Source organism: Paenibacillus sp. FSL M8-0142 (genome assembly GCF_038597315.1).
Lineage (GTDB): Bacteria > Bacillota > Bacilli > Paenibacillales > Paenibacillaceae > Paenibacillus_AQ > Paenibacillus_AQ lactis.
In genome coordinates, this window is record NZ_CP152008.1 from 6,134,295 (window position 1) to 6,147,665 (window position 13,371).

Consider the following 13,371-nt stretch of genomic DNA (forward strand, 5'->3'; position numbering starts at 1 on the left):
ATGCCGCCATCAGCCTTATATCTGTTGCTGCTTACTTCGTAGCTTCATCCAGTCTCTTCTGAGCGGCATTGAAGATGTCGACCAGCTGCTTGGCGCCTTGCTTCTCGGCTTGCGTTTGCCATTGCTGCCACTGCGCGTCGCCGTAGTCTTTGTTCAGAATGTACTTCGCGTTGAATTCATCCGCCAATTTTTTCAGTGACGTCTGAATTTCCGCAATCGTGGCCGTTTCGTCGTCCGTGAAGTTCAGGACCGGATCCAGCGGCTCGAATTTGTTGCCGTTCAGCAGCTTATCCTGGGCTTCCTGCTCTTTCTCCGTATAGTTGAAGTACACGCTGCGTTTGTCGGCATTGACGTACAAGCCTTGCAGCCACAGTCCATAGCGGTCCTCCAGGACGCTGATATCCACCAATGGAACGTCCGTCAGCTCAGGATAAACGGCTTTATCGCCTTCGATTTTAAATGTCTCGCCTTCTACACCCATCGTTACCAGCGTTGCGCCGGACGGGCTCGTCAAGTAGTCCAGCAGCTTCAGGGCCGCTTCCTTATTATCATTGTTCGCAACCGCGATGCTGAAGCCGTTCGTAATGCTCTCGATCGTCTTGCCATTGCCCGTCGGGCCTACCGGATTGCCGTAACGCAGATCATAGTTCGGGTTCTGGTCCTTCACTTGGTTGTAGAACAGGTCAAGGCGGCCGATCCAGTCATAGGTAACGAAGGATTTATTACCGCTCGTCATCTTCGCGGTCCAGGAATCGTCGGTATCGGTCATAAATTCCGGATCGAGAAGACCCTCGTTGTACAGCTTCTTCATGAAGTCGAGCATTTCCTTATGCTCCGGCTGCACGGTCGCATATTTCCAAACCTTGGCCGCCTCGTCGTAATATACCGGATAGTTGGCGCCGCCCATGCCCCAGCCGTATGCCCAGTCGCGGAAAATATGCTCTTTCGTCTTGGAAGCGTAAGGATAGGAGTCCGGATAAGCCTCTTTCAGCTTCTTAAGCGCTTGGTAGAACTCCTCGGTATTCGTCCATTCCTTAATGCCGAGCTCGTCGAAAATATCCTTGCGGTACAGGAAGCCGTGGTTCACGTCACGGTTGATGTTCGCCACCGGCCAGGTATAGATGTTCCCGGATTCATCCCCATAGGAAGGAATGACCCAAGGATTCTCTTCGACATACATCCGCTTGAAATTCGGCAGCATGTCAAGGTGTTCGTTAATCGCCACAACCGCCTTCTGCTTGCCGATCTTCTTCAGCTCCGACGGCGTCAGGCCGTGGAAAATATCCGGCAGCTTGCCGGAAGCGACCGTTACCTTCAGCTTGTCGTTGAACGTGGCCGCCGAATACGCCTGGAAGTTGATTTTAATCCCGGTACGCTTCTCGATTTCCTTGGCCAGCAAAGAGTCATTGAGATTCGTCTTCTCGCTCACCACCATCCAAGTGAGGGTTGTCGGTTTATCCACCAGCGGCAGCGTGAGCCCGCCCGTATCTCCGTATTGGTTCGGATCGGCCGGTGCGGCCGGAGCAGGTGTTTCGCCTGAGCCGCCTCCCGCCTCCGGCGCAGCCCCTTTGCCCCCGCCGCTGCATGCAGCGAGCATCGACATGATAATGGTTAATACAAGTGCCATACGAAACCATGGTTTTGGTTTTCTCATATATGTGCTCCTCCTAAATCTGGATTTTCGTATTTGACTGAGTCATAAGATGCCTTCGTTATACTACCCCCGTCGTTTCCCTACTTCATTCTCGCTCAATCATGCCCTGCCGCGTGATGCGCTTAGATGATGACATTTCATCAGATGTTCCTGCGGGCGTTATCCCCTCCCAAGTCCTATCGTCCTGTGCAGCTTTTCAAGAATGTATTTCTTACTTTTCATAAAGCTGCCTTCGGGCTGAAGTCCATATTGCATTTTCTACCCGCCCTCATCATAAAAGCGCTTTCAGGTTTTCGTAAACCATCGTATTTCAGCCAGCTGGACTTTTTCCCTGCAGCCGATGTTAAAATCGCTTAATCCCTTGATATAGCAGGCTTTTTAGCTGTGTAGAAAATGCTAAAGCGGTAGAAATAGAACAAAAAACAAAGGGATTTCCCTCCGGAAATCCCTCACATTTCGTGTTCATTTGATGTTCATTTTCTCCTCCGAAACGGAGGTGGCGGAGTTTGGTTCCGAAGCTGCATCTGGCACATCAACCCGGTATAAATGAACAGGAGTATAGCAATTCGCCACCGCTTGACCACTGTTAAAGCAAGAAATTATCGGACTGCTGCTTTTTCGCGATATTCCTGCGGTGTCATTCCGAATTGTTCTTTAAATACCTTGATGAAATACTGGGAATTCGAATAACCAAGCTGTTCGGATATTTCATAAACCTTGGCTTCCGAATCTTTTAATTGAACTAAAGCCCGTTCCATCTTCACTTTATGAATATATTCACTAATGCTGCTCCCTGTCACTTGTTTGAACAGCCTTGACACATAAGACGGGTGCAGCGAGACATGGTCGGCTGCTGCTTGAAGGCTGGCATCCGCATAACTGTGGTCTACATAGTTACGGATCTCATGAACCACTTTCTGCTGGGCTGAACGCGTATCCGTCTCCAACTTGTCCTTTAGAAGGTCCGCCAGGTCTTCTCCCCATCGAATCAGTTGCTCCAGTGAGCGAAAGGAGGATCTTTGCATTCGTTCATATCCCACTAAATCAGATAAAAGTTTTTGATTTTTATGAGCTATATAATGAAATGAGGCCAGCAGCAAGCTGCGGATTTCTTCAAAATATTCCTCATTATAACCGGACAGGCTCCCGCACTCCTGTTTGATTCGGTTCAGCCGTTCCTTATAACCTGTCCATTGCCCCGTCTCCAGCAAATGAATAAGTGATGGCGGCTCGTAGAGAATGGTTAAAGGCTGTACGGAGGTTTCTTTAGGCTTTCCTGCCACCGATAATAAATATCCTTGGCAGTTACCCACCTGCTGCCTCAGCGCATAGACGGCATCTTCGTACATTGTCCGCACATCTTGAGCGAACAATCCGGAATAGGATACTACGACCGAGATGCCCCCCTTCAAATATTCATTCACATTGTAATGAAGTTGATCTGCCTTATAATTAAGCTGCTTCATCACGTTGTCATGATCCGGTTCCTCTTCGTCTTCCTTGTGTTTAAGAATAAGCACGAGATATTCATAGGGGTCCCGGCAATGCCAAACTTCAAAGCTGTCCCCAAATATCTCTTCCGCAATATTAATAACGGCATATTCGAACAGCATTTGGCTGTCTGGTCCATAATTGGTGAAACGCTCTTCCAAACGTATCAAAACCAAATATATCCGATCCTGCTCGTGAATGGAGATCTGATAGATTGCCATTTTCTCCGCCAGCTCGCCCGCTTTAAATTTTTTACCCTGAATAAGCTCACACAGCAGCTTGTCTTTCAGCATGGGCAAATGCTCATTGAAGGCAAGCTTGGCGTTATCTAAAGAGGCTGACATACGCAGGTCTTCCTGAATCTTCTGTATAGTTGACTCGAGTGCAGAACGCAGCTTGTTTTGATCAAGCGGTTTGACCAAATATTCAAGCACTCCATGTTTAAGCGCTTCTACCGCGTATTCAAAATCAGAAAATCCCGTAAGCAGAATACATTTGGTTTGGGGATGGCTTTCTCTGGTGTAGCCAACCAGCTCCAGTCCGCTCATGCCTGGCATGGCGATGTCGGTAATGAGGATATCAATTGGATGTTCTTGCAGGAGCTGCTTGGCTTGAAGCCCGGAATAGGCCTTATGGACTTGGCCGATTCCGAACTCCGTCCATGGGAAGGCGACTTTCAGATCGTCCACCACATATTGTTCATCATCAACCAGCAAGATCTGCAGCATGTTCAACGTCTCCCTTCTGGATGTGAATCCGGTAACAGGTTCCCTTAGAAAGCGCTGATTCAATAATAATGCCGGAGTTTTTTCCGTAATACAAACGAAGCCGCTGGTGCACATTCCGGATGCCGGCTCCAAGAGCTCCATTCTGCGGTACCACGTCATCCATGTGTCGTTGAATAGCCTGCCTTCTCTCTTCCGTCATCCCTACCCCGTTATCCGAAATGACGATTTGAAACCCATCCTTCATAAGCACAGCGGTTATAGAGACAATCCCTGGCCGATTTCCCGGCTCAATTCCATGCTTCACGCAATTCTCGACCAAAGGCTGAAGAATCATCCTTGGCACCCGTTCATCATAGAGGCTTTCCGGAATGTGTATGTCAAAGGCAATCTCTCGTTTACGGAGCTGGACGATGGAAAGAAAATGCTCTACAAATGTAAACTCCTCCAGCAAGGTAGAATCAACCAGCTCAATTTTATGAATATACCGGCAGTAAGAACCCAGGTGAAGTGTCATTGCCGTTACGGATTCGTAATCTTTGACACTTGCCTTGCTTTGAATGTAATTCAAGCAATTAAACAGAAAATGGGGATTAATTTGGGCTTGATACTGTTTAAGCTTGGCTTCCTTCACTTCAATTTCAATTAACAGGACCTGCTCGATCAGTCTTTGGGTATTCTCGGCCATGCGGTTGAACGAATTGCCAAGCATCCAGAACTCGTTGGAATTCAGAGTGGCGACCCGGCTGGACAAATCTCCCCGGTCAAAGCGGTTTATCGCTCTCCGAAGCACATGAATAGGCTTTTGAACTTGTCTTCGCAGCAGCAGAGTATAACCGAGAGCCCCTATGAGTACGATTAGAACCGCATAAACAAAATACTGGTTATTGCGAAAGATTTGTTTGGTATACTGGCTCTTAGGGTGATAGTCGAGAAAATAAAGATCGAGCATATCGGATTTCATGTAGTTAACCAGATACTCTGTTCCCTGATCCTTTAATACAAAAGAACCGCTTTCGCCAGTAATTTCTTCTGCTATCGTCCGATATGAATCCTTGTGGAGATCAAACTCCCTGCGAATGAACGTATTTTTTCCGGCATCATAAAGCAAAGGAATTCCGGAATTGTACTGCTGCATCATCTTTTTTATATTTTCCAAAGAGATTCTAACCTCGATCAACAGCGCGCTGAGATGACTCCGCATGATATAGGAGTAATAGCCTGTTTCATCATCCTCCATATGAATTGTCCATTCGTTATATTTTGCATCCGGAAGCTTGAAGGTGGTGAACGAAAAGGAATTCGCGGATGAGACCATTTCTTTTTCATTAAGATAGTAAAGAATCACGGTATTATTCCATGAGGTGGAGGCAGAGTTCAACGCCAGTTTATCCATGATGGCTAGCTTCGTCTCATACCGTGAATATTTATCGCCGGATTTTATAGCAAAAGGAAAGCTGCGGACCGTGGAGTCTTGCGAAAGCGTCATCGTATTCATGAGCACCTGCTCAAACTGGTTTGAAAGCTGGGAGGTGATAAAACGGATATCATTCATCTTGTTCTTATTGACTTCGGACTGTATAGCTTTGATATTCAAGTTATAAATGTACCAGAAAGCGATAACAATAACCGCCACCATGAGCAGAAGAAATAATAGAAGTTTCTGAAAAATGGACAGTCGCGTTATCATTGGCAGTTCCTCCTGGAGCATGATCTGTATCAATCTTGACAGTAAACTTACATTTATTAAGACCGGATTGGTGTTCTAGCCAATAAGAATAGTGCAAATAAAGGGCAGCCTTTAAGGCTGCCCTTGTCCAACCTGTGTCCTATTTATTTCTGGACAGATTGATACCAGGCGTTAACTTCTTCCGTTATTTGATCCCCGCCCGTAGATTTCCATTTTTCCACAAAGGCATCAAACTCGTCAATGGAAGCTTTACCGTAAATAATTTTGTTCAGGACTTCTTTCTCCAATTTGCTCAACATATCCCCGCGGGACAATTGTGTAGGAGTTGGCGCACCCGTGAACATTTCCGGCATAACCGCATCTTTCTGATCGATTACAATTTTGGCTGCTTGAATCTGCTCAGCAATACGTTCCGATAGGATTTTCTCATACTGGTTAGCCGGCTCGGCCCCGTCTGCAAGCTTGGCCAGGGAGTTCATCATCAGATTTGGAATGATCGCACCGTCAAAGGTCAGCGTATACCGAATGGCATCCACCCATCCGCCAGGTATTTTATCGCTCTGCTGCTCTCTATACACTTCTCCGTTCGGACCAATATCGTAATCATAACCTTTGGCAAATCCATCAGTAAAGACCGTGCTCTCCGGATTAGCCCAGTGATCAAACAGGTAATTCTGATACACGAAGAAAGCGTCTTTATGTTTCATATCCTTGTTAATCAATACCGCGCCGCTGCTGATCGCAGTACCGTGACGTCCAATTTTGCCATCCGGACCTGCTGGCAGAGGGTATGGCTTGTACTCAGCATCCGGAACGTTTACCTTCAAGTCTGGAAGCGGCCACCCTGTCATCCAGTACGGACCTACGATAATCCCGGACTTCCCTGCCGTGAATGCTTCCGTCGCCTTATTTTCATCATACAACCCGGACTCGGCAGAGATGTATCCCTTATCCATCCACTCCTTCATTTTGAGTAGGGCAGGTTTCATTTCAGGCTGGACAGAACCGTAAACAAGCCGGTTATCTTCTGTTTTGTTCCACTGGTTCGGCATGGCCCCAAACATTCCGAATATCCATCCGGAATCCGACATCCAGGTGTTCAGGTTGTTTTTAAACCCAACGGAAAGACCTGTCGTATCGTTCTTGCCGTTTCCGTCCGGATCTTGATTTGTGAAAGCGTCCATGACGGCCTCGAGCTCAGTAATGTTTGTCGGTGCCTTCAAGTTGAGCTTTTTAAGCCAGTCTTCTCTGATATACATCACAGGATCATTATTGTAGGCATTTTCCAAAATCGGGATACCCATTCTTTTTCCGTCTCTCATCAAAGGATTCCAGACATTCGGATCCTCTGCCATCGCCTTTTTGTAAGTATCCGAAGCGTATTTATCAAACAACTCACCTGCATCTGTAAATTGCCCGCTGTCAATCAGATCGGCAATCAGGGCAGGACTTCCCCGGAATGCCACAATGTCAGGCATTTCTTCGCCGGCCGTCAGCATGAGACGCAGCTTGGTTTCATAGGCATTGTTTTGTTCGCTGACTGTCCATAAATATTTTATATCAATGCCAAGGGTCTCCTTTGCCCACCGGGTATGGACGTTGTCTTCGATGTTTTCTCCGTTTTTGAACTTCAGGTTGCTGGAGATCGGAAATACGGTGGTCAAGGTTACCGGTTCTGTATATTTGCCGTTTTCAAAAGGAGCCGAGTAAAAGCTCTCCTCCCCCGTACCCGCTTCTTCTGTTGTTTTTTTGCTGGTACCGGAGCAGCCGGCTAATACGCCGGATAACATGACGGTACTTAATAAGGCCATCATGGTTTTTTTCATCGTGATTGCCATTTTTTCAACCCCCAATAATCTTTAAAAGTGATATGCGTAGGATGTTTATTATGAACCTGGTCTTCTTGCTGCCAGCCTTCCCTCACCTCCCATCGAAATGCTATGGAGAAAATCGCTCTATTCTTTTACAGCCCCTAGTACGATGCCTTTTACGAAAAACCGCTGCAGAAACGGATAGACAAGCAGAATCGGGGCCATTCCGATGAAAATTTGGGCCGCTTTAACCGTTCTCTGAGAGATGTTTTCGAGATCCTCCGGCCTGACAGACACCTTGCTGAAATCTTGCTGTACAATAACGGTCTGCAAGTAAGAAGCTAAGGGATAATTTTTGTGATCTGTCATGAACAGCAGACCGTCAAACCATGAGTTCCAGTGCCCGACTAAGGTAAACAGGGAAAGCGTAGCCAAGGCGGGTGTTGAAATCGGTAGATACACACTTAGAAGGGTCCTTAAATGTCCCGCCCCGTCAATTAACGATGCTTCTTCCATCTCCTTTGGAATCCCCCGAAAGAAATTAAGGAGCAGGATCATATTCCATACCGAAACCGCACCAGGCAGAATCAGAACCCACAGCGTATTCAGCATCTCCAGATTTCGAATCAAGATATAGAAGGGGACTAAACCGCCGCTAAAGAGCATGGTGAACACGAAATACCATATGTAGATATTTCTTCGTTTAAAGCTGCGGGTCTCCTTGGACAGAGGGTAAGCCGCAAAGATCACAATGAGCATACCGAACACGGTGCCCAGGACCGTACGCTGGAGTGTAACCCAAATGGATCTTATAAAATTTTCATTCGCTATGGTCTTTACATAAGCATCCCAAGTGAAGTCCACCGGCCACAGCTTGACCAGATTCGCGCTCGCTGCCGCCTTGCCGCTGAATGAAACGGCCAGAATATGAACCAAGGGAATAATACAAGCCAGCGAAACTGCGATCATGAACACATAGTTAAACACTGTAAAAGCTTTGTAAGATGTCGATTTATGATACACGCGCCCTGAGACCTCCTTTCTTCTAGAAGATTCGGTAATTCGCCAGTTTATAGGCCATCCGGTAAGCGATAACGATCAGGACAAAGCTGACAACCGACTTAAACAGACCCACAGCCGTAGAGAAACTGAATTTACCGCCGATAATTCCGTAGCGATAAACAAAGGTATCAATAATATCGCCTTTATCATAGACGAGAGCATTATACAGATTAAAAATTTGATCAAAGCCCCCGTTCAAAATATTGCCGAGCGCAAGTGTGCCGACCACGATCGTAATCGGAAGCATGGATGGGATGGTAATCGACCAGGTTTGCTGCCACCTTCCCGCTCCGTCCACTTCTGCCGCCTCGTACAGCGAGGGGTTGATGCCTGACAGCGCTGCCAGAAAAACAATGGTGTTGAAACCGAACTCTTTCCATACATCACTCACTACCACGACCAAACGGAACCAGTCCCCGTCTCCCAAAAAGAAGATCGGCTTTATGCCAAAAACGCCGGTTAAAGTCTGGTTCACAAGGCCCCCATCCTGTGCAAGCAGATCAATCAAGATTCCCCCGACAAGCACCCAAGACAGAAAATGAGGCATATAAACAATCGTTTGGACTACTCTTTTAAAGAGCATCTTTCGGATCTCATTTAAAAGAAGGGCAAAAATGAAAGGAACGATCAGATTCGCAACCATCTTCAGCCCTGCGATAATGACCGTATTCCAGATGACCTGAACGTTCTCATCGATGCTGAACAAAAATTTAAAGTGATCAAACCCGATCCACTCTGATCCCGTCATCCCTAACGCCGGCCTGTAATTTTGAAACGCCATGACTAGACCTGCCATTGGAATGTAAGAAAAAATAAACGTCAGAATAAGCGCCGGCGCCAGCATCATATCGAGTACAATCGTCTTTTTCCACTTCGCCCCCTTTGGGTTTGAAGCAGCCTGCGTTATACTCTTGCCGCTTTCGCTTTGCTTATTGGATGATTCCGTTTGTTTCATTCGCATGCTTCCCTTCTGTACCAACCGTGGTTGACCTTTCTTATAGATTTATCTTACCGTCCCCATGAATTCAGATATACGGTAATTTAAAAGCATCGATAACAAATTGTTGCTGTCAGCGCAAACCCTGTAACCTACTACAAATATGAAAAAGCGCCTCTGATATGAATGACCTGTAAGAATCACAGGTCCTTCCCTATCAAGGGCGCCACAATGGCATGGCTTTAGTTCAGCTGCTTCAGCAGTGCTTGAATTTCCGGATCAAGACTAAGGCTGTTGTAAATGACCGTGAGTGCTTCTGAGCGGGAAGCCTCCGCTTTCGGAACAAACCTGCCATTCCCTTTCCCGGAGATGATTCCTGCCTGGGCAGTCTGTCTAATGATATCTGATGCCCAGGACGCCTGCAGATCCAAGAAGTCCACGCTTTGAGATTCCTTCGGCAGGTTTTCCAGATCCAAAATACGGGATAAGATGACCACCATTTCCTCACGGGTAATCGATTTATTAGGCTTAAAGCTGCCATCCTTGTAACCTTGAATAATTCCGGCTGCAGCGAAATCAGCAAGGGCATCCCGTGCCCAATGCTTGTCGATATCCTTTAAATCGACAAGCTTCGTGCCATTCACATCGAGGAGACTGGACAATATAAATACAAACTCGGCACGGGTAATTGCTCTATCCGGCCTTACCGTCCCGTCTGCATATCCCTTGATGACTCCCAGACGCATGAACTTGCCTATGGTTTTTTCAGCCCAGTGATTTTTAATATCCGCAGGCGTGAAAGAAACGCCTGTTTCTAACGCACGCTTGACTAAGGACTCGATCTTAGCCGATGCACTAGCAACTAGATTCGATTTAAATATACCGGCCTCAGTTGGAGCCGGCCATGGTGCCGGTGCTGGAGCTGGTGTTGGTATTGGTACCGGTGCTGGTACCGGTGTTGGTGTCGGTGTTGGGCCTGGTGTCGGTGTTGGCGTGCTCTGAGGGGCCAAAAACGTCAGGATGCCGAATTGAGACGTATTTTGCCACGTATCATTCGATGGATCGTTCCACTTGGCTGAAGTACGGACTCCCCCGCCCTGATCATCATTGACCTGAAGATCGAGCCCGATCGATTGGCCCGCTTTCGGCAATGTCGTGTCCAGTCGGATTTTCAGTTCCATGTGATAGCCGTCTTCCGTTTGCACTACCGCACTTTCCAGCCTGTCCGCCGAGGCTCCTCCTGCAAAGGAGGGTTCATTACGAATATTGATGCGGAATTGACTGTCATCCCCTTGATAGTACGCCGTTCTTTGATGATTCTCATCCAGAAAGATCTCCACGGAATCCTGAAACCAAGGCTCGGGCGCATCCGCTTGAAGCACCGAATCCTTTACTTCAATAAACATCAGCAAGCTGTCATTGCTCCACATCGTCCAAGCTTCTGCAGAAGCGCTGCTTGGTGCCGTGGTCAGATTGACCCGGACGGGTTCCGCTTTATTCCATACTGCTTCTTTCACGCCGTCTATGACGGCCGATCCGTGAACAGCTCCCGCAGATTTTGGCATAGAAGCCAAACGGATTATACCATACCTGCTGGTGTCCGTATCTTGTCCAAGAGTTCGGTCATTCCAGTAAATCCGCACAGGTTCGGGACCGCTGCCGTCGGTTACTCGAATATCAAATCCAATAAGGCTGCCTGGTTCAGCTTGAATCGTTGACCACGGGATTGCCGCTTTCACGGTATAACCGGCCGGGACTGACCTGACCGTCGTCTGTATGCCCTCAGTCTCTTTATCTAAACGTGAAATTTCGAATTTACGGTCATCCGGTTCAAATGTTCCGGACTTATCATTATTCTCGTCTATATACAACTCCACTTTATCCCCGGAATTTATTGTGTCATCTTGAACATCGACTTTAATATAGAAATTCGTGCTGTCCCACAACGTTTGATACGAAGCACCCAAGCTCCCCTGCTCCGCCATAATGCGTTTTACAGCCTTGTTCCATAGAGGATCTTCGGTACTCTCTTGCTTCGGCGATCCAAAAAGAGCTATGGACGCCTGACTAATCACAGGCAGGCGGGACGGATCTGCAAGACCCCAATAAGCATCCTTGGCTTGAAGGTTTTTGTCAAACAGCATGGCATGGCGGTTATAGCCCTTCTCATCCTGAAGGCCCCAGATGGTCACGGAGGAGATGGAATCCTTATATTTTTTGTATACCTCCATCAGCTCCATATAACGATAGCCTTGCTGAGCCGCAATATCTGCGGGCAGCGGCAGCTCTGCACTGACTCCCGAATCTACGTCCAGCTCCGTGATCTGAATGTCCAGACCGAGCTCAGAATACTGCTTAATTGTCTTTTCAACTTCTTCGATTGTAGGAGAATATAACAGATGGTGAGACTGCAAACCGACTCCATCGATGAGGCCCTTCTCCTTCAGGCTCTTTAACAGCCGATAGATGTGCTCTCTCTTGGCAGGAACCTCGGTATAGTAATCGTTATAATAAAGCTTGGCATCCGGATCTGCCCGCCTTGCGAATTCATATGCCTTTTCAATATAGTCGGGTCCGATCTGTGTATACCAGGGCGTAATCCTCAGACCATTGCCATCCCCGCCGTTGTCGGCTATCACTTCATTCGCCACGTCCCAGGCGTCGATCTTGCCTTTATAGCGATGCATTACAACCGTAATATATTCTTCAAGACGCTTTAGAAGTAGCTCTCGGCTCGCCGGCTGTCCGTCAGGGCCTGTAAACATCCACTCTGCAGCATCGATATGCCATAGCAGAGCATGTCCCCGTATGTCCATCCCGTTAGCTTCGGCAAACTGCACATAGTTATCCGTTGCTGCAAAGTTATACTGTCCCTCAGCCGGTGAGATGAACTTCGGCTTCATTTCATAGGTTGGCGTAATGCTGTTAAAATGCTTCTTGAGCAGTTCTCCATATGAGCCTTCCAGCTGCCAGGTGTATACAGCCGCACCTATTTTGAAATCATCAGCGAACACGTCTTTCAAAGACGGAATATCCGGTTGAATCGTGAGCGGGGGAGCCGGTTCAATGACAACATCATCCACATAGAACGCTAGAGTATCCACTGGCTCCGTAATAAGGTATGGCGTTTCGATATAAAGATACAGGTCGGAGAGAGCGTTACTGTATCGATAATTCCCCTGCAGACGGTGCCACTCCTGCCAATTCTCTTTATGGATCGTGATCTTGTCCGGCACAATATATGGTTCGGTGCTCGAAGAATTATAAACCGTCATTTGGATCGTTTTATCCTCCTGCGGCTGCTCCTTCAAACGAACATACATTGTAAATTGATAATCCTTTTCCGGAAGCAGACGATCTTTAATATTCAGCATCGGACCGTAATAAGTCCGCTCGCGGCCGTCTACAAGCATACTGAAGCTGCCGCTGCGATAAACATCGCCGGTAACCGTTAGCGACTCGTCACCAATCCGTTTTTCCCACCCCTGCAGCGTACCGTCCTCGAAATCTGTCGCGAGTCCTTCAAATGAAGGTACGGGCTCCCCGTTATAAACGGAATCAATTACCGTCATGGTCAGACTGTTCTGGTTTTTCCAGCTCGATATGGAGTCGTCGTCAAAGTAAGAGTCTGTGACCTCAGCGCTACGCGCATCAGCCAGACCCTGCGGTGTTAGCATTGCGGCCAGCAAAATGATCACTAGCCAAGCTGCAATATCTTTTTTACCCTTCTGCATGTGGATCCCCCTTCTAGATTGGTTATATGTCCTCTCGCTGCATACTTATGGAGCCTTGGCGAATGTGAAGCGTTTTCACAGGGCAGGACAACTAGATTATATCCCCCGCATGACGAAACCCATATAACAAAAGCATTGCTTAAATAACAAAATAAAGTGGTGAATCTCTCCTCTAAGAAATTTATCCTTATAATCACAAAAAGGTTGACCCAAAAGTCATCATACATGACTTTTGGGCCAACCTCTTATATGACATGTTTACTTTCT

The 13,371-nt window shown here is 47.4% G+C and carries 7 protein-coding genes; all 7 read right to left on the bottom strand.

Annotated features, from left to right (window positions below; genetic code table 11):
• Positions 1-31 precede the first annotated feature (31 nt).
• Positions 32-1,654 (bottom strand): extracellular solute-binding protein, encoded by a 1,623-nt coding sequence (locus tag NSQ46_RS27830; RefSeq protein ID WP_007130597.1) that lies wholly within the window; start codon positions 1,652-1,654, stop codon positions 32-34.
• Positions 1,655-2,253: 599 nt separating this feature from the next.
• The gene (locus NSQ46_RS27835; protein WP_028406191.1) at positions 2,254-3,873 is read right to left on the bottom strand and encodes a response regulator; all 1,620 of its coding nucleotides are present in this window, start codon (positions 3,871-3,873) and stop codon (positions 2,254-2,256) included.
• On the bottom strand, positions 3,851-5,560 hold the full coding sequence (locus tag NSQ46_RS27840; protein WP_051425175.1) for a histidine kinase: 1,710 nt from the start codon (positions 5,558-5,560) through the stop codon (positions 3,851-3,853). The genes NSQ46_RS27835 and NSQ46_RS27840 overlap by 23 nt, the downstream gene beginning before the upstream one ends.
• A 143-nt stretch (positions 5,561-5,703) precedes the next feature.
• Positions 5,704-7,398 (bottom strand): extracellular solute-binding protein, encoded by a 1,695-nt coding sequence (locus NSQ46_RS27845; RefSeq protein ID WP_028406192.1) that lies wholly within the window; start codon positions 7,396-7,398, stop codon positions 5,704-5,706.
• 117 nt (positions 7,399-7,515) lie between these two features.
• Complete coding sequence (locus NSQ46_RS27850; RefSeq protein WP_028406193.1) at positions 7,516-8,394, bottom strand: carbohydrate ABC transporter permease; 879 nt, start codon at positions 8,392-8,394, stop codon at positions 7,516-7,518.
• Positions 8,395-8,416: 22 nt separating this feature from the next.
• Positions 8,417-9,280 (bottom strand): ABC transporter permease subunit, encoded by an 864-nt coding sequence (locus tag NSQ46_RS27855; RefSeq protein ID WP_034273841.1) that lies wholly within the window; start codon positions 9,278-9,280, stop codon positions 8,417-8,419.
• 332 nt (positions 9,281-9,612) lie between these two features.
• On the bottom strand, positions 9,613-13,104 hold the full coding sequence (locus NSQ46_RS27860; protein ID WP_028406195.1) for an endo-1,4-beta-xylanase: 3,492 nt from the start codon (positions 13,102-13,104) through the stop codon (positions 9,613-9,615).
• Between the last annotated feature and the right edge of the window lie 267 nt (positions 13,105-13,371).

Bases quoted from the DNA above. Each gene is read 5' to 3' on its own strand.
- NSQ46_RS27830 (WP_007130597.1), bottom strand. From the start codon at position 1,654: ATGAGAAAACCAAAACCATGGTTTCGTATGGCACTTGTATTAACCATT.
- NSQ46_RS27835 (WP_028406191.1), bottom strand. From the start codon at position 3,873: ATGCTGCAGATCTTGCTGGTTGATGATGAACAATATGTGGTGGACGAT.
- NSQ46_RS27840 (WP_051425175.1), bottom strand. From the start codon at position 5,560: ATGATAACGCGACTGTCCATTTTTCAGAAACTTCTATTATTTCTTCTG.
- NSQ46_RS27845 (WP_028406192.1), bottom strand. From the start codon at position 7,398: ATGGCAATCACGATGAAAAAAACCATGATGGCCTTATTAAGTACCGTC.
- NSQ46_RS27855 (WP_034273841.1), bottom strand. From the start codon at position 9,280: ATGATGCTGGCGCCGGCGCTTATTCTGACGTTTATTTTTTCTTACATT.
- NSQ46_RS27860 (WP_028406195.1), bottom strand. From the start codon at position 13,104: ATGCAGAAGGGTAAAAAAGATATTGCAGCTTGGCTAGTGATCATTTTG.